17 protein-coding genes are annotated in these 24,492 nt (G+C 38.7%); 9 read left to right on the forward strand and 8 right to left on the reverse strand.

What is annotated here, in order from left to right:
* Nucleotides 1-8 precede the first annotated feature (8 nt).
* From HX062_RS06385 to HX062_RS06400, 4 genes are all read right to left on the reverse strand, one after another.
* Nucleotides 9-260 (reverse strand): type B 50S ribosomal protein L31, encoded by a 252-nt coding sequence (locus HX062_RS06385; RefSeq protein WP_182627051.1) that lies wholly within the window; start codon nt 258-260, stop codon nt 9-11.
* A 210-nt stretch (nt 261-470) separates the two neighbouring features.
* Nucleotides 471-686 carry a heavy-metal-associated domain-containing protein gene (locus HX062_RS06390; RefSeq protein ID WP_182627053.1) on the reverse strand — a complete coding sequence of 72 codons (216 nt, stop codon included), beginning with the start codon at nt 684-686 and terminating at the stop codon, nt 471-473.
* Between the two features lie 101 nt (nt 687-787).
* Nucleotides 788-3,205, reverse strand: a complete 2,418-nt coding sequence (locus HX062_RS06395; RefSeq protein ID WP_286466829.1) for a heavy metal translocating P-type ATPase — start codon at nt 3,203-3,205, stop codon at nt 788-790.
* Between the two features lie 88 nt (nt 3,206-3,293).
* The gene (locus tag HX062_RS06400) at nt 3,294-3,857 is read right to left on the reverse strand and encodes a helix-turn-helix domain-containing protein (protein WP_182627057.1); all 564 of its coding nucleotides are present in this window, start codon (nt 3,855-3,857) and stop codon (nt 3,294-3,296) included.
* Between the two features lie 235 nt (nt 3,858-4,092).
* Here HX062_RS06400 and HX062_RS06405 point away from each other — a divergent pair, with 235 nt between their 5' ends.
* The 7 genes from HX062_RS06405 to HX062_RS06435 all read left to right on the forward strand — a co-directional run bounded on the left by HX062_RS06405 (nt 4,093) and on the right by HX062_RS06435 (nt 12,307).
* Entirely contained in the window at nt 4,093-4,665 is a 573-nt protein-coding gene (locus HX062_RS06405) for a DUF4199 domain-containing protein (RefSeq protein WP_182627059.1), read from the forward strand.
* Between the two features lie 9 nt (nt 4,666-4,674).
* Complete coding sequence (locus tag HX062_RS06410; RefSeq protein WP_286466896.1) at nt 4,675-5,646, forward strand: glycosyltransferase family 2 protein; 972 nt, start codon at nt 4,675-4,677, stop codon at nt 5,644-5,646.
* Nucleotides 5,647-5,652: 6 nt separating this feature from the next.
* Nucleotides 5,653-7,380, forward strand: a complete 1,728-nt coding sequence (locus HX062_RS06415) for a phospho-sugar mutase (RefSeq protein WP_286466830.1) — start codon at nt 5,653-5,655, stop codon at nt 7,378-7,380.
* Nucleotides 7,381-7,447: 67 nt separating this feature from the next.
* Nucleotides 7,448-9,277, forward strand: coding sequence for an ABC transporter ATP-binding protein (locus HX062_RS06420; RefSeq protein WP_286466831.1), 1,830 nt, complete (start codon nt 7,448-7,450; stop codon nt 9,275-9,277).
* Nucleotides 9,278-9,424: 147 nt separating this feature from the next.
* Entirely contained in the window at nt 9,425-10,618 is a 1,194-nt protein-coding gene (gene pncB / locus HX062_RS06425; RefSeq protein ID WP_286466832.1) for a nicotinate phosphoribosyltransferase, read from the forward strand.
* Between the two features lie 96 nt (nt 10,619-10,714).
* Nucleotides 10,715-11,134 (forward strand): nucleoside-diphosphate kinase, encoded by a 420-nt coding sequence (locus HX062_RS06430; protein WP_002986848.1) that lies wholly within the window; start codon nt 10,715-10,717, stop codon nt 11,132-11,134.
* A gap of 477 nt (nt 11,135-11,611) precedes the next feature.
* On the forward strand, nt 11,612-12,307 hold the full coding sequence (locus HX062_RS06435; protein WP_286466834.1) for a hypothetical protein: 696 nt from the start codon (nt 11,612-11,614) through the stop codon (nt 12,305-12,307).
* 135 nt (nt 12,308-12,442) lie between these two features.
* On the opposite strand, the gene glsA is transcribed toward HX062_RS06435, so the two are convergent.
* The 3 genes from glsA to HX062_RS06450 are packed head-to-tail and all read right to left on the reverse strand — an operon-like array spanning nt 12,443 to nt 15,433.
* Nucleotides 12,443-13,459 carry a glutaminase A gene (glsA, locus tag HX062_RS06440; RefSeq protein ID WP_286466835.1) on the reverse strand — a complete coding sequence of 339 codons (1,017 nt, stop codon included), beginning with the start codon at nt 13,457-13,459 and terminating at the stop codon, nt 12,443-12,445.
* Between the two features lie 12 nt (nt 13,460-13,471).
* Entirely contained in the window at nt 13,472-14,506 is a 1,035-nt protein-coding gene (locus tag HX062_RS06445; RefSeq protein ID WP_286466836.1) for an AMP-binding protein, read from the reverse strand.
* Nucleotides 14,507-14,527: 21 nt separating this feature from the next.
* Complete coding sequence (locus HX062_RS06450) at nt 14,528-15,433, reverse strand: CPBP family intramembrane glutamic endopeptidase (RefSeq protein ID WP_182627078.1); 906 nt, start codon at nt 15,431-15,433, stop codon at nt 14,528-14,530.
* Between the two features lie 42 nt (nt 15,434-15,475).
* Between HX062_RS06450 and arsC the strand changes: the two genes are divergently transcribed.
* Both arsC and HX062_RS06460 read left to right on the forward strand, forming a co-directional pair.
* A complete protein-coding gene (arsC, locus tag HX062_RS06455; RefSeq protein WP_182627189.1) occupies nt 15,476-15,817 on the forward strand; it encodes an arsenate reductase (glutaredoxin) in 342 nt (113 codons plus the stop codon).
* Between the two features lie 84 nt (nt 15,818-15,901).
* Nucleotides 15,902-18,385 (forward strand): TonB-dependent receptor, encoded by a 2,484-nt coding sequence (locus tag HX062_RS06460; protein WP_286466837.1) that lies wholly within the window; start codon nt 15,902-15,904, stop codon nt 18,383-18,385.
* Between the two features lie 118 nt (nt 18,386-18,503).
* Here HX062_RS06460 and HX062_RS06465 read toward each other — a convergent pair whose 3' ends face one another.
* Nucleotides 18,504-24,407, reverse strand: coding sequence for an alpha-2-macroglobulin family protein (locus HX062_RS06465; RefSeq protein ID WP_286466838.1), 5,904 nt, complete (start codon nt 24,405-24,407; stop codon nt 18,504-18,506).
* Nucleotides 24,408-24,492 lie beyond the last annotated feature (85 nt).

The following is a 24,492-nucleotide window of genomic DNA, read 5'->3' on the forward strand; positions in this document are numbered from 1 at the left end:
AATTCAGACTATTTGTTGAATTTAGCATATTTGCTTTTAAATTTATCGATACGTCCTGCAGTATCAATAAGTTTAGATTTACCTGTGTAGAAAGGGTGAGATGTACGAGAAATCTCCATTTTAAACACTGGGTATTCTACTCCATCAACTTCAATTGTTTCTTTTGTTTCAACTGTTGATTTTGTAATGAATACGTCTTCATTTGACATATCTTTAAATGCTACTAATCTGTAATTTTCTGGGTGAATACCTTTTTTCATGATAAATCTGTTTTTAAAAATTGAGCTATTCTCTATTCCGAAGCTTTCTGTTCTCAAGAAAGGTGTAAACGTTGAATAACTTTTGGGTTATACTTATTTTATTTAAGCATGCAAATTTACAATTTTATTTGAATTTACAAATATTATTTCTTGTTTTTTTTAGTGAGTGGTAAGTGGTAAGTGTCACTATTCACCACTCACTATTCACCACTAAAGACTTTCCGCCTTAAATCCTTTTTTCTTGATGACATTCACCACTTCTTCAGCCGGGACATTCGTGTTTTTCACCGTTAGGATTTTATCACTCACTGAAGTATCTACTGTCCATTGTCCTTCACCTAGAGCTTCGTTTAGGTCTGCAGTTACTTTTCCTACGCAGCTTGAGCAATTTAAATTCGTTTTGAATTGATTTGTTGTATGGTCCATGTTTATTATTTTTTATGGGTTATTACTATGGCAAAGTTCTTTGGTTTGCCGTTAAATTTGTTATAGTATTCTTACTCTCTTTTGTCAAATTTCTCGTTGGATTACTTTTTCCACTTCAGGCGTAAGCTGTTGCTCACCACGCTCACACTACTCAGTGCCATGGCAGCTCCTGCAATCATAGGGTTCAATAAAAATCCATTGATCGCATACAAAATACCTGCAGCAATGGGGATTCCGATTAAGTTATAGATAAAGGCCCAAAATAAGTTTTGTTTGATGGTGGTAACGGTTTGTTTTGACAATCGAATCGCCTGTGGAATTTTGGTTAGATCCGAAGAGATGATCGTCATTTTGGCTACATCCATAGCGATATCACTTCCTTTGCCCATGGCGATACTAACATCAGCTGTAGCTAAGGCGGTGCTATCGTTAATTCCATCCCCTACCATGGCAACTACTTGTCCTTGTTGTTGCAGGTTTTTAACAAAATCAGCTTTATCTTGTGGTAATACTTCCGCTTTATAGTGTTGAATACCCGTTTGTTTGGCTATAGCTTGAGCCGTTGCTTCATTATCTCCCGTTAGCATATACAATTGGATGCCCATGTTTTGCAACTCTTGAATCGCCTGAACAGAAGTTTGCTTAATTTGATCTGCAATAGCAATAACAGCAAGAGCTTGTTGGCTGTTGGCAAACCAAATCACGGTTTTGGAATCTCTCCCCCATTGATCGGCTTGTTGTTGTAGGCTTGGAGCAATCGTCACTTTATTTTCCAGCATTAACTTTTTATTGCCAACAAAATAGGTTTCTCCACGATAATCTGCCTTAGCTCCTTTTCCTGTAATACTGTCAAAAGCAGTTAGATCCGTTGACTTCTCACCTGCAAAATACGCTACTACAGCTTCTGCTAATGGGTGTTCGGATTGTTTTTCTATACTGAGTAAAACGTCTTTTCTCTCGTCTTGGTTCTCCAGCCATTTCACTCCCGTTACCTGTGGTTTACCTTCGGTAATAGTACCCGTTTTATCGAGAACAATAGCCGTAACGTTTTTGGCTAATTCTAAGCTTTCTGCATCTTTGATTAAAATACCGTTTTCTGCACCTTTACCCACGCCCACCATAATAGCCGTTGGCGTTGCCAACCCCAAGGCACAAGGACACGCGATCACCAGTACCGTTACAGCGGCCAATAGACCGTGTACTAAACCGTGCTCACCTCCGAGGATTAACCACAACACAAACGTCAAAACAGCGATACCAATTACGACAGGCACGAATATTCCTGCAATTTTATCGACTAATTTTTGCACGGGGGCTTTACTTCCTTGGGCATCTTGCACCATGCGAATGATTTGTGCCAACATCGTTTCTTTGCCAACTTTGACTGCCTCAAAGCGAAAGCTTCCTTTTTGATTAATTGTTCCAGCAAACACTTTTTCCCCTTCTTTTTTCAATACTGGTAAGGGTTCACCACTCAACATACTCTCGTCAACATAGGAGTTTCCTCCGAGTACCATACCGTCCACGGCTATCTTTTCTCCTGGTTTTACTAAGATTACTGCACCGACCTCTACGGCTTCGATGGGAATTTGCTTTTCTGTTCCATCTGCTTGAAGAACCACAACCGTTTTAGGTTGAAGTCCCATGAGCTTTTTAATGGCGGAAGACGTATTGCCTTTTGCCTTTTCCTCCAACAATTTACCGAGTAAGATGAAAGCGATAATCACGGCAGCTGCTTCGAAGTACACATGAGCTTCTAATCCTCTACGTGCCCAAAATTCGGGAAACAACATAGTAAAGACACTAAATACATAGGCGATCCCTGTACTCAACGCCACTAGGGTATCCATATTAGCAGAACGATTTTTCGTCTGTTTCCATGCGTTTACGAAGAAATCTTTTCCGAAGTACAACAAAACAGGAGTTGAAAACAACCACATGATTTCATTGCCATAGGGGATATCCATAAAGAACATTCCGATAGCCACCACGGGAATCGACAAGAGTACAGCGCCCCATGTTTTGCGTTTGAGTTTTTTGAATTTTTCGGCCTGTATTGCTTCTAGTGATTCTTGTTGTTCGGCTTCATCCACAATTAATAAATCGTACCCAGCCCCTTGTACTGCTTTTTGCAATTGGGTTGCATTGGTTAACGTGGGTACATATTCAACAGTTAAATTTCCTGTGGCAAAATTTACAGCAGCGTGAACGACACCTTCTTCAAAGCTAACAATGCTTTCTGCACTTCCCGCACAAGAGGCACAAGTCATGCCTAAAACGGGAAACGTTTGCTTTACCGTAGGTACTTCATAGCCTAAGTCGCGCACTTTTTTCACCGCTTGTCCAATCACTTCAGCATCCGCAATAGCAAGTGCTACACGTTGGTTATTGAGTTCCACTTTGGGGCTGTCAATACCGCTAACTTGGGTCAGTCCCTTTTCTACCACTAGGGCACAGTGCTCACTGTTCACTTGCTCTAACGGTAGATATACTATTTTATGTTTACTTGTACTGGTCATAATTTTCCTTGTATTTGTATGGTACAAATTTGGTCACTATTGGCCAGTAAAGTGTTATGTAATTTCGGGATTAATTTGTAACTTTTCGCTACACCTCGTCTAGGGGTTTTCTTTTGTTGTCGCGTATTTTTTTAAAATAGCTGGGCGTTAAGCCCGTTACTTTTTTGAATTGGTTGCTCAAATAGGCCACACTTGAATAGTTGAGTCGATGGGCAATCTCGCTGAGAGAAAGTTCGTCGTATACCAAGAGTTCTTTAATTTTTTCAATTTTTTGAGCGATGAAATACTTTTCAATTGTCTTACCTTCAACTTCGGAAAACAAGCTAGAGAGGTAGTTGTAATCATGTCCGAGTTTTTGACTCAAATAATCTGAGAGATTCATTTGAAGCTCATTATTCTGATAGTGGACAAGTTCCACAATAGTTGTTTTGATCTGGGCGATCAACTGACTCTTTTTGTCGTCAATCAATGCAAATCCCAAAGCCTCTAAACGCTGTGTTAGCGCAATTCTTTGAGCAGTGCTCAGTTCTTGTTCCAACTCGACTTCTCCTAATTTGATGGATGTACTCTTCAATCCCAATGCTTCAATTTCGTTTTGAACCATTAACGTACAACGGTGACACACCATATTTTTGATATACAATACTTCCATATTCTCCTATTCTTAGTTGAGTCCTTTCCTTTTTTTCCAAAGGTAAAAGTAGCAAAAACAACTGACCTAAAAAAAGAAGCTCGTCCGTTGTTTACGAGACAAACACTTGTCAAAGCGTTGTTTTTGTATAAAATGAGCTTAGCGCGATTGATCTTTCACCTTTATTGTCCTGACACAACAAACTAAAGGGGTATTTTAGTATATTTGTATCTTACATTTTTTTGAAAACACACTGATGAAGAACCCGCTCAACAAAGTAGGCATAACATTTGGGATTGTATTAGCATTGTATTACATCCTATTTAACTGCACCTTATTTTTTACTGACCAAACGCTATTTGCCAATAAATTTGTTGGCTTTTTCAATATGGCCATTATCATCATTATTGGCGTATTATGCGTATTTGCGGCAAAGCGAAAAATGGGGGGTTATTTGACTTTTCGAGAAGCGTTTACGCCTTTTTTGATTATGATTGCCATTGGAGTTACGATGAATTTCGTTTTGTACAATGTATTGTTTCAACTAGTTGACCCATCAGCTAAAGATGTCATCAATAAAGTACTACACGATATGTTAGTGGAAACCCTGAACAATTCGGGTCTACCGCAAGCACAGATTGACGAACAATTCGCCAAGGCTAAAGAGCTGAATCAATTTGAACCAAAATCACAGCTATTTATGTGGGCGGGTAGTATTTTGAGAAACTCTATATTAGGGTTGTTATTGGCTGCAATTTTCAAGAATAAATCCGAATTTACTCCTCCACAACAAGAGGAAGAACAGGCGACAGCTGCTCCAAAAAACTAAAATATGAGTATCGAACTATCCATTGTTATTCCTTTGCTGAATGAGGCAGAATCGATTCCGGAGCTATACGCTTGGATTCGCAAGGTCATGCAGGAAAATGGCTATACCTATGAGATTTTATTTATCGATGATGGCAGTAGTGATTCCTCCTGGACAATCATTAGCGCTTTATCCGAGCAGGACCCTTGTGTTAAAGGCATTAAATTTCAGCGCAACTATGGGAAATCGCAGGCGTTACACGCGGGATTTGCACAAGCAGAAGGCGATGTGGTCATTACCATGGATGCCGATTTACAAGATAGTCCGGATGAAATACCTGCTTTGTATCAGATGATTACACAAGATCACTTTGATATGGTCTCAGGATGGAAGAAAAAACGATATGATTCGGTATTAGCGAAAAATCTTCCTTCAAAATTATTCAATTGGGCAGCGCGTAAAACGTCAGGTGTTCGCTTAAACGATTTCAACTGTGGCTTAAAAGCCTATCGCAATGAAGTGGTCAAGAACATCGAGGTCTCAGGTGAGATGCACCGCTATATTCCAGTTTTAGCTAAGAATGAAGGTTTTGATAAAATTGGCGAAAAAGTAGTTCAACACCAAGCGAGAAAATACGGGACCACAAAATTTGGTATGAGCCGTTTTATTTATGGCTTTTTGGATTTAATCACCATTTGGTTTTTATCTAAATTTGGCAAACGTCCCATGCACCTATTCGGCACCTTAGGTGTGATAACCTCCCTTATTGGTTTTATAGCTGCTAGTTGCATTGGCGCGAATAAATTAATCAAGTTATACCAAAACAAGCCAGCCATCTTGGTTACACAAGATCCCTGGTTTTACATTGCTTTAGCCATGATGATCATCGGAACACAATTGTTCTTAGCTGGCTTTGTGGGCGAGCTTATTTTAAAAACAAAATCAAATACAAGTCGATATAAAATTGCTGCTTACAGTGGTTTAAACAGAACGCTAAATTAAAAGAAGATGCAAATAGATAAAGAAATTTTAGCCAAGGTAGAACAATGGTTAACAGAACCCTTTGACACTGAAACCCAAGCGATTGTTCAACAATTACTTGACCAAGATCCCATCCAACTGCAAGATAGTTTTTACAAAAACTTAGAATTTGGTACAGGAGGAATGCGAGGTATTATGGGTGTGGGAACCAACCGCATCAATAAATACACCCTAGGAAAAAACACACAGGGCTTATCTAATTTTATTAAAAAATCTTTTCCTAATCTACCCTTAAAAGTAGCAATCAATTACGATTGCCGTCACAACAGTCAGTCGCTAGCAAAAGTAGTAGCAGATGTATTTACGGCAAATGGTATCGAGGTGTATTTGTTTGGCGATATGCGTCCTACGCCCGAATTATCTTTTGCGGTTCGCTACTATGGATGTCAGGCAGGGATTGTTTTAACGGCGTCTCACAATCCACCAGAATACAACGGATACAAAGTATATTGGTCTGATGGAGGTCAAATTGTACCCCCAGAAGACGGAGCAGTCATTGATGAAATCAACAGCTTGACGTATGAACAAGTCAATTTCGCAGGTAATGATGCTTTAATCACAACCGTAGGAGAGGAATTAGATCGTGCTTTTATTGAATCAACGATAAAAAATGCGAGTTTCAACACGGCTCAAGCGGTAAAAGACGAATTAAAAATCGCGTATACCTCTCTTCACGGAACGTCAATAAAATTAATTCCTAGAACCTTAAAAGAGGCGGGCTATAACAATGTTTATATTGTAAAAGAACAAGAGGAGCCCAATGGAGATTTCCCGACAGTAGAATCACCCAACCCCGAAGAACCAGAAGCCTTAACGATGGCCTTGGCCTTAGCAGAAGAAAAAGGAGCCGATATCGTTATTGGTACAGATCCTGATTCAGACCGTATTGGTATTGGTGTTCGCGATTTGGATGGACAAATGATTTTGCTAAACGGAAACCAAACCATGGTGATGATGACCGCCTTCTTATTGGAACAATGGAAAGTAAACAAAGGCTTCAAAGGCAATGAATTTATAGGTTCTACCATTGTTTCTACTCCTATGATGCTCGATCTAGCAGAGAGCTATGGTGTGGAATGTAAAGTGGGATTAACAGGCTTCAAATGGATTGCCAAATTCATTAAAGAATTTCCAAATCAACAGTTTATAGGTGGTGGAGAAGAGAGTTTTGGTTATATGGTTGGCGACAATGTACGCGACAAAGATGCCGTTGCTTCTGCTCTACTTGTTTGTGAAATTGCAGCGCTTGCTAAAGCTGCAGGAAGCTCGTTTTACCAAGAGTTAATGAATTTATACATCGACCATCGCTACTACAAAGAGCACTTGATTTCCCTTGTAAAAAAAGGAATTTCAGGAGCGGAAGAAATCAAACAGATGATGGTAGAATTACGCGAAAATCCATTGACAGAAATTATTGGTCAACGCGTGGTATGTGTGGAAGATTACCAAAGTAGTCAGGCGAAAAATTTAATCACAGGCGATACGGAATCCATCAACATTCCAAAATCAAATGTATTGATTTACTACCTCGAAGACGGCACAAAGATAGCGGCACGTCCTAGTGGAACCGAACCGAAGATTAAATTCTACTTCAGTGTAAACGAATGGTTGGATCGCTTGGAAGATATCAAAGCAGTTGAGCAATTCTTATCCGATAAAATTCAGTCTATCATAGACGAAATGAAACTGAACTAAACAGCATAGGAAAGACTGGTAAAAAAACCAGTCTTTTCTTTATTTTTGCTTTTTATATTTACCCTATATGAACCAATATTTTAAAAAGATCATCCACTTCGCTAAGCCGTATAAATCGTACGCTTATCTGAACGTTGTATTCAATATCCTCTATGCCCTTTTTAGTGCCTTAGGTTTTTTGGCGTTGATTCCCATGTTAACTGTTTTATTTGACGATGGAAAAAAAGTCATTGAAAAACCAATTTATACAGGAATAGGTCATTTAAAAGAATATTGCTCAGACCTCATGTCTTTTTATCTCACGCAATATACTTCAGAGCACGGTGCTCAATATACCTTGATGATTATGGCCTTTGTTGTCATTTCTATCTTCTTACTCAAAAACTTATTCAACTATTGGGCGATGTATTTTATTACATTCCTGCGCAATGGCGTATTAAAAGATATCCGCAATGCGATGTACAAAAAGTCAGTGGATCTTCCGTTGTCTTTTTTCTCTGAAAAACGCAAGGGAGATGTAATTTCAAGAATGACGTCTGACGTATTGGAAATTCAGCATTCCTTTTTATCGATACTAGAGGTGTTGGTTAGAGAACCCCTAACGATTGTATTCACTATTATTGGTATGTTTGCCATCAGTACTGAATTGACCATCTTCGTTTTTATCTTTGTCCCTATTTCGGGAATTATCATTTCCAAGGTTGGAAAAACACTGAAGAGAAGTTCACAAAAAGCTTCAGAAGAACAGGGGTATTTCTTGTCTATTATTGAAGAATCACTCTCTGGATTAAAGGTGATTAAAAGTTTTAATGCGGAGAAAAAGTTCAATAAAAAATTTCAAGATTCTACGCAATCGTTCTATGAATTAAACAATACAATCTTAAATCGTCAAAACTTATCTTCTCCTTTAAGTGAGTTCTTAGGTATTGTGACGATTGCTGTCTTGTTAGTTTATGGGGGACATCTTGTATTGGGAGAAAAAACGTTAACTAGTTCTGCTTTTATCGCTTATATTGGAATGGCGTATAATATATTAACACCAGCCAAAGCCATGTCAAAGGCGTCCTATTCACTAAAACGTGGAAATGCGGCGGCAGAACGAGTGTTGGAAGTTTTAGAAGAGCATAATCCAATTACTAGCCCGGAGAATGCTATACAAAAAGCGAGTTTTGACAAGGAGATTTCCATTGAAAACATCAGCTTCAAGTACGAAGATGACTTGGTTTTAAAAGACTTCAGTTTAACGATTCCCAAGGGAAAATCTGTAGCTTTAGTTGGACAATCTGGAAGTGGAAAAAGCACATTAGCCAATTTATTGACTCGTTTTTGGGATATCAATACAGGAGCCATTAAGATTGACAACGAGGACATTCGCAACATGGATTTACACAGCTTGCGTAGCTTGATTGGTTTAGTAACCCAAGACAGTATTCTATTCAACGATTCAATCAAAGCCAATATGTTAATTGGCAATGAAGGGGCGACAGATGAGGAAATCATTGCTGCCTTGAAAGTCGCAAATGCCTATGAGTTTGTCCAAAACTTACCTGGAGGAATTGACACCAATATAGGAGATTCAGGAAGTAAATTATCTGGAGGGCAGAAACAGCGTTTATCGATTGCGAGAGCGGTCTTGAAAAACCCACCGATTATGGTGCTAGACGAGGCAACTTCGGCTTTGGATACGGAAAGCGAAAAACTGGTTCAAGACGCTTTAGAGAACATGATGAAAAACAGAACTTCCCTTGTTATTGCACACCGTTTGTCTACTATTCAAAACGCAGACTTAATCGTTGTGATGCAGAAAGGAAAAATTGTCGAACAAGGCACACATGAAGAATTGATGAAACAAAATGGCACGTATACGAAACTCGTATCCCTGCAATCCTTTGAATAAATAACCTAAATCAACCCGCTTTTATATCATTTAACAGCGGGTTTGTTTTTTTATCTCAATTTTAAGAGATATCCTTAGGACTTTTCGTACCTTGTATATTTGCGCTTTAATCTGATGTACAAGTCGATCGATTAACCCAATAATGCTATGGAAACACTACATTCCCCTCAAGTCATTCCCTCTATTTTAGACAATGACTTTTATAAATTCACGATGCAGCATGCGGTAATTAAACAATTTCCCTATGCAAAAGCTGCTTATATTTTCATCAATCGCGGTCAACATAAGTATCCTGCGGGCTTTGCAGAAGCGTTGCGCCTAGCTGTTGATGAAATGGCAAAACTCAAATTAACCAAACAAGAAAAAACTTTTCTGCAGGTGACTTGTCCGTATTTGGATCCGACCTATTTGGATTTTTTACAGGGGTACCACTTCGATCCGTCTGAAGTAGAGATCACCCAAGATAGAGAGGACTTAGAAGTAGCGATCAAAGGCTATTGGTATCGCGCGATTCTATGGGAAGTGCCTTTAATGTCAATCATTTGTGAACTATATTACAAAATGACGGGCTTAGTGCGCGAGGCAGACGACATCATTCGCACAAAGACCAAAGAGAAAATTGAGAACTACAAAAAGCTAGGCATTACCATTGCCGAATTTGGTACGCGACGCAGGCATTCGTATGGCGTGCATCAAGTCGTAGTAGAAACCTTACAACAATATGGAGGTGGAACCTTTATCGGAACGAGCAATGTGCATTTAGCCATGAAATACGGCACCAAACCCATTGGAACACATGCACATGAATGGTTTATGTTCCACGCTGCTAAATACGGCTTTAAAATGGCTAATTCCATGGGATTAGAACATTGGGTAGATACCTATAGAGGCGATTTGGGAATCGCCTTGACCGACACCTATACAAGTAAGGTGTTCTTTGAATCCTTTGACAAAAAATTCGCCAAATTATTTGATGGAGTACGCCACGACAGTGGGGACCCGATTGATTTTGCAAATCAAACCATCGAACATTATAAGAAGATGAATATCGATCCGCTGTCGAAAACCATTATTTTTTCGGATGGATTAAACCCTGAAAAAGTAGAGCGCATCGCGACCTATTGCAAAAATCGCATTGGGATGTCCTTCGGTATCGGTACCGACTTCACCAATGATGCAGGCCTACCCGCTCTGAACATCGTTATAAAAATGACGCAAGCCTATCCAGAAGGCGGGCCTTGGACTGATGTAGTCAAGCTATCTGATGAACCAAAAAAACATACAGGAACCCCTGAAATGATTGATCTCGCTCAGCGTTTATTGGATATTCCAACCGCATAAAGCAATTACTTCACTTTGACTGTGAAGATTTTGAATGAAAATACAATATATTAGACATAAAAGTCTATTTTTGCAAAAAATTTAATTTTAGAACAAATGGCAACGAACAGAACTTTTACAATGATTAAACCTGACGCAGTAGAAGCAGGTCACATCGGTGGAATCCTTAACATGATTACAGAAGCAGGATTTAAAATTGTTTCAATGAAGTTAACTCAGTTAACTGTTAGAGACGCACAAAAATTCTACGAAGTACACGCTGAAAGACCTTTCTATGGTGAATTAGTTGAATTCATGTCAAGAGGACCAATCGTAGCAGCTATTTTAGAAAAAGATAACGCTGTTGAAGATTTCAGAAAATTAATCGGAGCAACTAACCCTGCTGAGGCAGCGGAAGGGACTATCCGTAAAAAATACGCTAAATCAATTGGAGAAAACGCTGTTCACGGATCTGACAGTGACGAAAATGCAGCAATCGAAGGTGCATTCCATTTCTCTGGTAGAGAGCAATTCTAATTCGTTTAGAATAAAAAATAAGATAGAGGGTGTCCCAAAAGGTCACCCTCTATTTTTTTGTATATCTTAAACTAGTACTAACCAATAGAGTAAAACCAAAAGCTATACCGTATTTACCATTCTTTTTATAAAACTACCTGCACATGGCTTATCTCATTTCATTCAAGTCCAGGTGATTATCCTCTCAAAAAAATACAGCCATATACATGCCTAAATGAACCACCTGTTTCAATAAAAAAATAATATTTTAACACGAATATTTTTCATATATCAATTCCTAAAACTATATTAGATTGATTTATCAATTGTTCAATTTATTTTATAATGAAACAAAAATATTCGTACTGCATGTATTTTATTACAAACTTTAAATAAGCTTTACTCTATTCCCTCTAGTTGAGTTGGTTTAGCTTTTTTTTGATGTAGGCGTTGCAGTTCATTTTTACTCTACTCTTCGTTTAATCAAAATTTTCTATTATGAAAACGGTCCACCTCAAGCTTTTTTTTCCTAGAAATTGGTATCATGCCAGACGGCTAAAGATTTATCACAAAAGCGAATTAATTGCCTACATTATGCATGGTGATTCTCTTGAAATCTACCTTCCTGATGAGGCAACATCCATTCATTGGAAACTCGATTACTTTAAAAATACGATTGCTTTACCTCAACAACAAGATCCTATTTATCTCCTACTGTTTATGGATGTAGGAAAAGGGCTCATCCAACTGTATCGTAAAACACTAAATTCGCGTTGTATTCAAGGTAAAGTTGTGACAGCCGAAGAATTTGAACATAGCACTAGTGCTACAATCTATCAAAGTCATCTGGAATGGCTTCCTATCGCTCGATTAGACAAATCCAATCTTTATATCGGACTACTCACAGCTAGTATTACATTGTTCTACTCCGTCTATAGTAAAACCGAATGGAGAGCGATTTTATTCTTGTTAGGAGGAGGAACTATCCTTTCGTTTTTAATTCTTCTTTTTGAAAAAGACAAGATTACTTTAAGCGATTACAAAAATAGAATGTGGGCAACGGTAGGTAGTTTTGTTCTTAGCATTCTCCTGATTCCGGCTAAGGATTATGTCGTTCAAATACTAATACTCATCCTAACAATTGGTTTTACCCTTCGTTTCATACAACATACGCAAAAACTAAGGACTAATTAATTCGATACTGAATCTCCAATAAAAAAGGTCCTAATACACTATGTACTAGGACCTTTTCTACTATTCGTTAACGCTGTATCTCAACTGCTTTCCAGTTGACAAACTAAGAAACTTTCATTAAATCTCAGCTAACCTTTAAAACAAGCTCAACTCTAATTGATTGACAAAGTCATACAACATATGATAGCCTACTACAGAGTTTCCATGTTCATCTAAAGCAGGATTGAACACGCCGATTCCAATCTTATTAGGTACGCTAACGGCAATTCCCCCACCAACGCCTGATTTACTTGGTAACCCTACTGTTCTAGCATATTCACCGCTAAAATCATACATTCCTGCAATAAGCATTTGCGCTTGAATTAAACGCGCTAAATCGCGGTTGTAATAGGTTGTATCTCCGTCGAAACGCGTACAACCATTGGCATAGAAATAGCCAATTTTAGCTAAGTCTTCTGCAGTTACTTCAATAGAACACTGCTTGAAATAGTTGTCTAATTTAGTTTCTTCCCCTTCGATTAAACCATTGTTTTTCAATAAATAGAAAATTCCTCTGTTGCGGTGTCCTGTCTCTTTTTCAGAAAGGTAAACCGCTTGGTTGATGTCAATGGATTCGTTTTTGGTAATATAGCGAATCATCTTTAAAATCTTTTGGTAGGCAACATCTCCCTCTCCTTCAATGAAAGCGGTTGTTAAAATTGCCCCTGCATTCATCATGGGGTTTAAGGGTTTTCCTGCCGTTTCCAAGTTGGCATAGTGATTAAACGCTTTTTCAGTACCGTAATACCCAATGCGTTCATACAGTGCTTTTTCGCCTTTTTCTTGTACGGCAATCATCAAAGCGATGACTTTTGAAATACTCTGAATAGTGAATTTTGCTTCAACATCACCCACATTGATAATTTCTCCATTCTCCTTTACTACAGAAAAAGCAACGGCTTTTGCATTTGCTTTTCCCAATTCTGGAATATAATCTGCTACTTTCCCTTCTTTGTAATACTGGTGATTTTGACTTGCAATTTGCTGCATCATCTCCTTTGTAATTTGCGTGTCCAACGCTGTTTTACTTTCTTGTGCCACACCTGGACTAACCTGACCTATTCCTACCAACATAACCAATAGTACTCTTTTATGTAATTTTAATCTATTCATCGTTTTACTGCGTTATTCATTTATATTTTTTGATCGAATTACCTTGCCAGAGGCCGTTTCTACAAAAAGCGGAACAAACTGTATTTCTTTAGGTTTTTCATATTTAGTTAAGTCGTCAAACACATCAGCTGCTAAAGTGTAGGGTTGACTTTCAATCACTAGTACAACAATAGTTCCAAAGTAGGCATCGGCTTTTCCGGCAATAAAAAAGCGCGACGGTATTTTCGCCGCTAATTTTTCTTCTATTTGCTCTGGGTATAGTTTCACTCCTCCACTGTTGATTACATTGTCAAAGCGCCCTAACCACTCAAATCGGCGATCATCAATTTGACGTACTAAGTCGTTGGTCACGATGCGCGTACTGCTTATACTGGGAATATCAATAAGCAAACAACCGCGATCATCGGTTTGAATACAGGCATGTGGAAGTACTTCAAAATAGGGATTTCCTATTTTTTTTGCTGCCATATGCGTAATTGTTTCCGTCATTCCATAGGTTTCGTAAACTTGTGTACGTAAGCCAACTAGTTTTTGTGCCAATACAGGCGATACTTTTGCTCCTCCAATGATTAAAATGTCTATTTGTTCTAGCACGTCTACACTATTTTCCACCTGCATGGGTACCATAGCGACGAAAGTGTAGTGGGTTGAGCGACCTTCCAACGGACGAGCCGTTGGCCTGCAAACATCCAATTCCCATCCAAATAGCAAGGCACGAATAAACATTAGCTTCCCTCCAACAAATTGAGGTCCCATGCACAAGAGCGCTTTGCTACCAGCAGGAACATCAAAAAAGGTAACCGTTGCAGTTGCTGAAGCTACCATTGCTTTTTTGGGCAAGTGGACGATTTTAGGTGGTCCAGTAGTCCCTGAAGTACGTTGTACAACGTACTCCTTCTCGTCAAACCAATCCAAGATAAGCTGTCCCAATTCTCTTAGGTACTCCTCTGAGGTGGCTCGCATTGCGTTTGCTTCACTTAAAAGAGAGTCGAGCGTATGCCTCACGCCATTTAGTTTGAATTGAGGGTGAATATCGTAATGATCCATAACATATCTATTCAAAAATAATTAAGCAACCCTACCTAACAAGCGATTTTTCCAATCGGTCCACTTGTATCGCTTGGCGAAGATAACGAGTAAAATAGGGTAAAAAACAAATACCTGCCAAATAAACTCCCAAACGGAAATAGCATCTATAGGCGTGGTATTCAAAAATAGGGAATTCGTTTGAAAAACGGTCCAACTTGAGGTGACTAATAAAGCGCCGATCAAATTATTGGCCGCGTGAAAACCCAGCGCCAACTCTAACCCATCATCCATTAACGTCATAATACCCAAGAAAAACCCCGTACCAATATAATATACCATAATTCCTCCACCCAATACTTCTACTTCAGGATTAGCGAGGTGCAACAAACCAAAGACAACGGAAGTAACAATCAGGGCTATGCCCCTACTTCTCGTAGCTAAGCCTACACCTTGCATCATATAAGCGCGAAAGAAATACTCTTCAAAACTCGTTTGAATGGGAATAAAAATCAAGGCAATGACAAAAAATCCGAGAAAAGCCGTAAGATTAAAATTAAAAACAAGGTGTGTGGGATTGAAGAGGTAACTAATGATAAAGCTCAGTAGAATCAAAGCGGTTTGACAGCCAAAGGCGAATCCAAAACGCTTGAGGTCAATTTTGGTTCGCGAAGTGGTCAGGCTTACCAAGGATTGTTTATGTACAAACAACACCCATAAAGCTAACAATACCAAAAAGATAGCGAAAGGAAAAATCAGTTGAAAGAAAGCAGCATTTTTTCCTAACAACTCAACTTGCGATTGGATTATTTCTTGTGTTGAGATCGAAGAATATTTTGCAATCAACCCATTTACAAGCATAATCATCAAATAAAACAGTGTAAACGGAAGATAATACAGGATTTGCTTCTTATTTACTTGATGTAGTAGGTGGTCGATGTATTTCATTTTTCAAAAAAATTGCTATATTTGAGAACAAACCTTAACACTATGATTACAATTTATCACAATCCTCGTTGCAGTAAATCAAGAGAGAGTATCGCGTTTATGGAACAACAAGGTGTAGCCTACAAAATTATAAAATATTTGGATGCAAATCTTGGCTATGACGACATTAAAGCGCTTTTACAAAAGTTAAACTACACCCCGATTGAGTTAGTGCGCATTAAAGATGCATTCTGGCAGGAGAATTTTGCAAATCAAACACTTTCTGATGAGGAAATCATTCAGGCCATGGTGGCACATCCGCAAATCATAGAACGCCCTGTCGTAGTCAATGGCTCAAAAGCTATTGTTGCTAGGCCTACAGAAAAAATACATCAAATTCTTTGATTAACTTTTTTTTAACAAAATAGTTATTAAACCAAAGGTTAAAATTATAGTCTAAGTGTATGATAAGTAAACTAAACGACTATAATGAAAAGACAAACGCCTACATCAGTTCTTCTGCTGTTGTTCGTATTATTTACGGCACTAACAACAGCAGCTCAGAACCGCCCTCAGAGTACAGTCACCGGTACAGTCATTGAAGCGGCAACTAACACCCCTTTAGAATACGCTAGTATTTACGCTCAAAATGAGAGCAATTCCAACATCGTATCCGGCGCGATGACGGATTCAAAAGGGCACTTTTCTTTTGATGTTCCAGATGGAACCTACTATATTAAAATTGACTTTTTAGGCTTTAAAACCTTAGAATTACACGGTATTTCTGTACAAGGAGATACTAATATTGGGGTACAAAAAGTACAGGACGATTCTCAAATGTTAGAAGAAGTAACTGTTATCGCTGAACGTTCTACGGTAGACATCAAGTTGGATAAAAAAATCTACAATGTAGGCCAAGACATGATTGTCAAAGGAGGTACTGCTGCTGATGTTTTGGACAATGTTCCTTCGGTTGTTGTAGATAGTGAAGGTACAATTAGCTTGAGAGGAAATGAAAATGTAAAAGTTTTGATTGACGGTAAACCGACTGGATTGGCGAACAACATCCAAGAGGCTATGCGCATATTACCTGCTGAATCTATTGATCGCGTAGAGGTGATTACTAATCCATCCGCTCGTTATGAGGCAGAAGGAGGTGCGGGTATCATCAACATTATCCTACGCAAAGGAAAAGCAGAAGGAATTAACGGTAGTATAACTGGAACCGTAGGTGATCCTCGTAATTATGAGTTGAACACTATGTTCAATGTGAGAGGAGAAAGCTACAATTTCTTTACTTCTTTGGGTTATAGAGACAGCGAATCAGAAGGATATAACTTGAATGACAACCGCTATCTCGATCCAGTAACGGGTGAGCCGACACAACGCGTTTACGAATACAAGGACAACATCAGACAGCGTCAAGGGTATAATGGTACATTTGGTCTAGAGTGGTATTTAACGCCTTCAATTACGTGGACAAATACTGTAACGGCTAGACGTAATACAGGTGGTAACCCCAACCGTGTAAACTACAGCTACTACGATGCTTCGGATGTATTTTTATACAACAGATACCGAAATGAAGACAAAAAAAGTACGAGAAACAACCTAGATTATACCACTACGTTTGAGAAAAAATTTGAGAAAGAAGGGCATATTTTACTTGTTGAAGGGTCAATTTCTCAAGAACGCGACAACGAAAATGCAACCATTGACGACATCAACAGTTTTTTAAATCAAACGGCATACGAGCGTACCAATAATAAAGAAAAGGAAAAAAGTGGATTAGTAAAACTAGATTACACATTGCCTATTGGAGAACACGGTAATTTTGAAGCGGGATATTTAGGAACCTTTAAATCGAACACTACTGATTTTGCCCTACAGCGCTTGCAGCAAAACAGTTGGAATACAGACACTCGTTTATCTAATATCTTAGAGTACAAGGAAAATGTTCACGCCCTTTACGCACAATATGGCGATCGCATTACACCTGAATTAAGTTTTATGGTTGGATTGCGTTGGGAAGATTCGAATATAGATGTCAACCAGCTTACTTCACAGAGTTACAACAACAAAAAGTACAACGATTTCTTTCCTAGTGCGTTCTTAAACTACGAAATAAACGAGAGTACAAGTACGAGTATTAGCTATAGTCGACGCGTAAATAGACCGCGTGGATTCTTCTTAAATCCTTTTTCAAACTACACGAGTGACATCAACTTTTTCCAAGGAAATCCAGATCTAGATCCTGCAAAAACAGATGCAATTGATTTAGGTTTTATGAAACGTTGGACCGGTTTTACCTTGAGTGCATCGGCTTACTACAACAAAACGGATGATACGTTCCAATTTGTTCGTCGTATTGCAGGGGAAACAGAAGATGGCACACCTATTTCGATTAGTTCACCGATTAACTTAGCGACAGAACACCGTTATGGATTGGATATTACATTAAACTACTCTCCTTTTAAATGGTGGAGATTAAACGGTAACTTCAACTTCTACCGAACAGAGACTAGAGGAGATTATACCTTTACGCATTTAGACGGGACATTAGAGACACAAAACTTCGATAAAAACACCTATGCTTGGTTTACGCGTGTATCGTCAAAAATTACGTTGCCTTATAAAATTGATTGGCAGTTAAACGGAATGTACCGCGCGCCATACAATACGGCACAAGGAAAAGTTTTAGGTAACTTATCAGCTAACCTTGCCTTGAGTAAAGACATCCTAAAAGACAAAGGAACAATTACTTTTAACATAAGTGATATCTTTAACTCAAGAAAAAGAGAGCAAGATCTCGTTTTACCGCAAACGATTTCACACAGTGAAATGCAATGGAGAGGTAGACAAATCAACTTATCGTTTACATATCGATTCAACCAACCGAAAAAAATGGACCGCAAAGCTATGACTCCAGGTGGTCCTGATGGAGGAGATATGGAAGGAATGGAAATGCTTTAGATAAAAAAAAGAGACTAAAACTTCGTTTTAGTCTCTTTTTTTTATTTGCGGTTTTCAATTATTTGGGTGTTCAAAAAACCTTTACTTGGTTTAGGTTTCTCGTCTCAACTAACTATTTCTACCTTAAAATTTTCACATCAGCTCCTTCGCTTGTTGCATTCATTTCTGGTGCATATACACTTTGAAGGGTTGTTATTCCATTTGAGAAGTATCCTGCGTTATTTGCACGTAGGTCGTATTCAAAAACATAAGTACCTTTTCGAAGGTGGGTAATAAAGAAATTGGTTGCTGCATCACGGGTTTCTTCGTAATACCCAAATTCGCCATTTCTCTTATAGCCAGAGCGAACGTTCATCGGTTCGAATCCACTTGCGCGCATATCTTTGAGGTGAACATAATCCATATCGCGATCAACTGAAATTTCCAATCGCACGGTAACTACATCTCCTACCTTAATTGGTGTTTCATTTGTAATCTCGCGCAATACTTGTCCGCTGTCTGTAGTCGCTTTGATGAACAATTGCTTGTCAAAGGCAATGCCAGTACCTGACTTAGACACCTTGTTCAGGTCTTCAAAATACTGCCAGTACATAGCGCCATAAGCAACTCCCGCAGACTTTTTATCTAGTTCTACGATTCCCATTTTTTGCTGAATATCAGCTCCGTCCCATACTTTTTTATAGTATCCTGCATTGAATTGCTCTGATTGGGCAAAATCTACGGGATAACCGCCAACTTTTACATCAACTCCTTGGTCGGCCTGCATCCAATTTTTACCTAAATACAGTAACGCATATACTGCACGTGTTGTTGCTTTGGTTGAGTTCCAGGCTACTGTTTGTTTGTTTTTCAACAACCACACTTTCATGTCTTCAATTGCATTAGCATATTTTGTTGCATCTACTTCATGTGCTGCCTCAATGATCATTACTTGTGTTTCGATTGGCGCATTATACCACAACCATCCTGCTGCATTTTCCTTCCAGTACATGCCCATTTCATCGCTGCGCACTGCTGTTTCTAGGATAGTTTTTACTGTTGAATTTGCCGCTTTAGCATCGCCAAATCGCTGTAGTACAATTGCCTTCATTGCTAAGGTATACAGGTTGTCCGATGTTTTTTGCCCAGCTAATTCTTTGCGGTAATCCGCAATCATTTTTGCGTATTTATCTTGGATTTTAATTTCATCTTTAAACAAACTTCTCACGTACAGATAGTGCAAGTCTAGGGTTGAACGTTTATCCTCATTCTTGTTTTTCTGATAGGTTGCGTAGTGTTGTTCATCTAAATAAGTAAAGGCTTTTTTTACCAGTGCCATAATCTTTTCTGATAGTGGCATACCTCCTGCTTGTTTCATTTGCCCAAATCCTTCAACAATGGTTTGGGTGATGTACACGTTTGATTGATCTCCACTAAACCAAGGAAATCCACCATCTTTGTTTTGTTGGTTATTCAAGCGCTCAAGCTGCGCATCCAAATCGGTTTTCATTTTATTTAGATCAAAAAGAACAGCTAAACGCTTCATTTGTTCTGTTTCATCTGCGGCTTGACGAACCCATGGTGTTTCTTCGATCAATACTTGTTTCAACTCATCATTAAGCTCTAGTTTTGACTGTATTCCGCCTTGTTTTGACCAATATTCAAATACGGATTGAATACGTGGATTGCTATTTAACAATTGGGTAGCGACAGTATTTGCAAAAACTTTACTAAAAGTTTGTTCTGTTCCTTTAAACGGATGCTCTTTGAGGTATGGTAAGGCTAAAATAGCGGTCCACATTGGATTCGCAGTCACTTCTAACGTCAGCTTATAGTTTTCACGTGTTGCTGAAAGCGGTTGTTCTAAAGCATTAAATGTGAATAATTTATTTTGTCCTTCTTTGATGTACAACGGCATGGTTTCGGTTACCAAGGTACGGCCAGACAACACAGGAATCGCTGCTTCTTCACCATCGCTAAATTCACCTGCTTTGGCCATTATACGGTATCCTAAAGCTACGATGTCTTTCGGTACATTGATGGTCCATGCAACTTCTGTATTGGCTGTTGCAGCAAGGGTAAAGTTTTGTTTTACTGTGCTTCCTTCTTCTACTAATCCCGTTAACGGTGTCGCCGTTAGCGCATCAAAGAATTGAATTTCTACTTCTCCACTTAATGCGGTAGTATTTAAGTTTACAATTTTTGTCGATACCGTAATTTGATCTTCTTCGCGAACAAAACGCGGCATATTCGGTTGTACCATCAATTCTTTTTGGGTGCGCACCAGTTGCTCAACGTAGTTGCTTTGTAGGTTTTTGGTATGCGCAAAGGCCATAAATTTCCACTGCGTCAATGCTTCTGGGGTGGTAAAGGTAAAGCTCACATTTCCTTTATCATCCGTTTGCAACTGAGGATAGAAAAAGGCTGTTTCTTTTAGGTTGGTTCTGATTTGAACATCACCTTTATCTAGTGTTTTTTCTTTGGCTTCTGGTGGAGCTGGTGCTGCTGCATCTGATTTCATTGCCTCTCCTGCAGTTTCTCTAACCACCATATTCTCGCTTAAATTAGCGCTTTCACTCTTGTATGCCATGGCACCGCGAACGGTTATAAGCGGTCTTCCATTTGGACTAAATCCGAATACATTCAACCCAATTGGTTTTCCATAAGACACTAAACTTGGGTAAATAGAATGGTTCAATAGATTTTGTGCATAGCTTTTTCTGCTGAAATTGTAGGTTCCAAAATCAGAATCTTGTCCATAGCTAAAGAAGTAATCAAAGTTTGTATGGAAAGAGGTATTACTTCTGAATTGATCTAGGGAAGCATCATACATTCCCGCCACCATTTCGGCTGCGAATTTGTCTTTTGATTTTCCCGATACTTTTAAGCGCCATGTTTCTTCTTGTCCTGGTGTAAGCTTATCTCTAAAAGTAACAAGCTCCACTTTCAACTCTTCTTGGCTTGCATCCAAGACCAATTGCGCTGATTTTTGCGTGGCGAAGTTGTGTTTAACTGCGGTAAAACTCACTCTTACATCCCCCATTTCCCCTGTCATGGGATACTCAAAATAACTGGCTTTTCGATTTACCTCTAGCGTTTTCTTTTGTTTGAGGTGTCCGTTTACAAACACAGAAGCAATCACAATAGTTTGATTTTCACCACTCTGTAATCTAATTTTAGCTACTTCTCCTGTTTTATACTTTTCTTTATCTGCTTTTACTGAGAGCAATTGATAGATTACTCCTGGTTCTTCTGTGGTATTGTCATAGTAGAAATACTGTTCTACTTCTGTTTTTTCACCTTTTTCCCAAACGAAACCTTTCAACAAGTAAAAACCTGACGTCAATGCTTTTGCATTAGGGAAAGTCACCTCACTATCTTTTGCGGTATCAAAGTCTTTGGAAAATACTACTTTTCCTTGTTTCCATTTGGTATGATCAATTTCATCGCCATAGCCAACATAAGGGAATTTACTTACGAATTCTTCATAGGTATACAATTCGTAATCTTCTTTTGCATAGTTTTCGTAAGGCAATAACATACGTCTAGCATAAGGTGCTTCTAAGGCAACGATACTCAATTCTCCCTTGGCAGCGAATGTCGCTCCATTGAGGTTGTTCGTTTTAATTTTAATTGCCTCTAACTCTTTGGTTGATACCATTTCATTAGTCGTGATTGGCAATTGAAGGTTAATATTTTTATCGCCAACATAGATCGTTTGCGTGCTACTATGTGTTTCGCCATTGATATCCATCACATCTGCGTAAACGGTGTAAGAATGCACGCGTAAATCAGTTGCTTTGTACTCTTTTCGCTCTGGAGTAGCAGTAAAAGTGATGGTGAAATTTCCTGTAGCATCTGTTTCTACTGCTCCTTGCGCAACAGTGACAGCTTGTTCACGCCCAGGTCTACCATAATATCCTCGGATATCATAACGATAACCTGAGTTTCGGACAACGCGATAGTTAACAGTACTATGGGCTACAGTAGCTCCTGAATAATCAATTGCTTTTCCTTTAGCTTCTACTTTTTCATCGAAATAGTACACACCTTTCACCTCATCCATCGTAACTTCAAACTTCGGACGTTTGTATTCTTCTACACTTATGGAGGCATATTCCTCTATATTTCCTTCTTTTAGCAGCACCTCAAAGTTAAAACTGCCCAACATACCTGTAGTTGGCAAAATAAACTCTCCTTGAACCGATCCGAATTCATTGGTTTTTAAAGCTAATTTCCCTACTTCTTGTTGGGTTTCTTGATTCATTAACTTAACAGTAACCAACTGATTGGCTCCCACTTGTCTAGTTTTTCCTTTTTGACGGAAGACAATAGACTTGAAGTACACCACTTGTCCTGGGCGATAAATCGCTCGATCGGTTAATACTTTTGCATTCCAATTTACCGTTTCCGTACCATCTTCTGTTTCTTTGTTCTTTGGAAAGGTATAAGTTGAGTAAAAGATCGATTCTCCTTTTACTCCGTAATATAAGTTTGCATATTCTTTGATAAAATCAGCGGTAAACTCTCCATTACCATCTGTATTGATGATCGTTTCCCAATACGCTTTACTCTGGTCTTTTTTAGGTCCATTCGCTAGGAAAACCGCTTGATTGGCTTTGGGTTGTCCTGTTTTACGATCGTATAATCTAAACTTATTGCCATTGGTCAAGAAGGCATTTGAGGTACTATTAATCAATGCCATGCTTACCACATCTTTTTCTTCTGTGAGGTAATCAAAATCGCGATTAGCCAAAAGTACGATATAACGTCCTGGAGGGAGTGGTTTTAACTCCACATGAGTGGTATGGGCTTTGTAATCGGTAAAAGATTTTAAGGCAATGGTGTATTCAGTCACTTTTTCGTAATCGGAGGCAATTTTTTTGTATCCTGCTAAATTGCTTGGCTCGTTGATAGAAAACGATTTATCATCTCCTTCAAATTTTAATATTTTAAAGTGAAGCGTTGACACATTTTTATGGGTTACCGCTAAAATAGAACTCACTTCAGGTAATTCATATGCGTTGTAACTCACATCCAAAGACGGGGTTTCAACTACTTTTTTGATTGTTTCTAGTCGCTGTGCGGTTTCTGTTCCAGGAAATTTCGCTATCGTTTGTTCAATAAAAGCCAATAGCGTTGCTCCAGCAGTTTCTTCTACTTCTTGTTCTTGACTATCTTGGTAGGCATAGTACATAAATTGAACTACTGCTTCGTGGACTAAAGCCGACTTAGGGTTTTGTTTGAGCAGTGTTTGGTACACCTTATTGCGTTCAGCTAATTCCTGATGATGTTCAAAATTGTGCAAAGCATACACTTGTACATAAGCGGCTAATTCGCTTTGTCCTTTTTTGGTTAGCTCTTGAATCACTTGTTGAACTACTTCTTTGGCTTGTGCCTTTTTTTGCTCTCTTTGTTCTGTAGTAGCGCGATAGGCAAATCCTTCAGCTAGATAAGCGGCATAATCGATGCGCAACGCCTCGTAAACAGTAAGTTTAGAAAAGTCGAGGTTGTACTGTTCTGTTGTTAGAAATACATCATTCCAACCGCCTACTGTTGCCGTTGTATTTTTCTTTGCAGTTTCCAAAGCTGCGTTCCAATAAGCCGCACTTTCTCTTTCAAAATCCTCTTTGGTCCAAAAGCGAATGTCGTTGCCTTTTTGCTGTTCAACTGTGGTCCTATTGCTCAGTTTATAAGCATTTTCCTCGTAATACAATTGATATAACCGCGCTATATACGCTTGCAGAACAGCTTTGTACTCCCCTGATGCTGCTTTTAGTTCCGCTTCAAACGCTTGTAAAACAGTATTGATGTCATACGCTTTATCCTCTTGGGTTGTAATATTGATTTTAGCTTCGTAGAACATTCCTTTCAAAAGACTAGCGTAGGCTTTTGACTGACGAGATAGTGAGATCACTTCTTGTACTTCTGGAAGCATACTTTGTACTTCTCTCTGTTCTTCCTTGTGCTCGATACTTTTCCAGAGCTCTTGGATCTTTTTATTAGGCTGTTGTGCAAAGCCTAAGATGGGAGCTAGTATCATAACATATACATTTAATTTTTTCATAAGAAATAAAAAATTAGGTGCATAAATATATAACTATTCGCAATGATATCTGTCGTTTGCT

Origin of the sequence: Myroides sp. DF42-4-2, from assembly GCF_030326445.1 — a bacterium.
Taxonomy (GTDB): Bacteria; Bacteroidota; Bacteroidia; order Flavobacteriales; family Flavobacteriaceae; genus Flavobacterium.

What these genes read in the sequence shown, in the direction of transcription:
- HX062_RS06415 (WP_286466830.1), top strand. Translation starts at nt 5,653, where the DNA reads ATGCAAATAGATAAAGAAATTTTAGCCAAGGTAGAACAATGGTTAACA.
- HX062_RS06400 (WP_182627057.1), bottom strand. Translation starts at nt 3,857, where the DNA reads ATGGAAGTATTGTATATCAAAAATATGGTGTGTCACCGTTGTACGTTA.
- HX062_RS06430 (WP_002986848.1), top strand. Translation starts at nt 10,715, where the DNA reads ATGGCAACGAACAGAACTTTTACAATGATTAAACCTGACGCAGTAGAA.
- HX062_RS06405 (WP_182627059.1), top strand. Translation starts at nt 4,093, where the DNA reads ATGAAGAACCCGCTCAACAAAGTAGGCATAACATTTGGGATTGTATTA.
- HX062_RS06465 (WP_286466838.1), bottom strand. Translation starts at nt 24,407, where the DNA reads ATGATACTAGCTCCCATCTTAGGCTTTGCACAACAGCCTAATAAAAAG.
- HX062_RS06395 (WP_286466829.1), bottom strand. Translation starts at nt 3,205, where the DNA reads ATGACCAGTACAAGTAAACATAAAATAGTATATCTACCGTTAGAGCAA.
- HX062_RS06385 (WP_182627051.1), bottom strand. Translation starts at nt 260, where the DNA reads ATGAAAAAAGGTATTCACCCAGAAAATTACAGATTAGTAGCATTTAAA.
- glsA (WP_286466835.1), bottom strand. Translation starts at nt 13,459, where the DNA reads ATGAATAGATTAAAATTACATAAAAGAGTACTATTGGTTATGTTGGTA.
- HX062_RS06460 (WP_286466837.1), top strand. Translation starts at nt 15,902, where the DNA reads ATGAAAAGACAAACGCCTACATCAGTTCTTCTGCTGTTGTTCGTATTA.
- HX062_RS06390 (WP_182627053.1), bottom strand. Translation starts at nt 686, where the DNA reads ATGGACCATACAACAAATCAATTCAAAACGAATTTAAATTGCTCAAGC.
- HX062_RS06445 (WP_286466836.1), bottom strand. Translation starts at nt 14,506, where the DNA reads ATGGATCATTACGATATTCACCCTCAATTCAAACTAAATGGCGTGAGG.
- arsC (WP_182627189.1), top strand. Translation starts at nt 15,476, where the DNA reads ATGATTACAATTTATCACAATCCTCGTTGCAGTAAATCAAGAGAGAGT.
- HX062_RS06435 (WP_286466834.1), top strand. Translation starts at nt 11,612, where the DNA reads ATGAAAACGGTCCACCTCAAGCTTTTTTTTCCTAGAAATTGGTATCAT.
- pncB (WP_286466832.1), top strand. Translation starts at nt 9,425, where the DNA reads ATGGAAACACTACATTCCCCTCAAGTCATTCCCTCTATTTTAGACAAT.
- HX062_RS06420 (WP_286466831.1), top strand. Translation starts at nt 7,448, where the DNA reads ATGAACCAATATTTTAAAAAGATCATCCACTTCGCTAAGCCGTATAAA.
- HX062_RS06450 (WP_182627078.1), bottom strand. Translation starts at nt 15,433, where the DNA reads ATGAAATACATCGACCACCTACTACATCAAGTAAATAAGAAGCAAATC.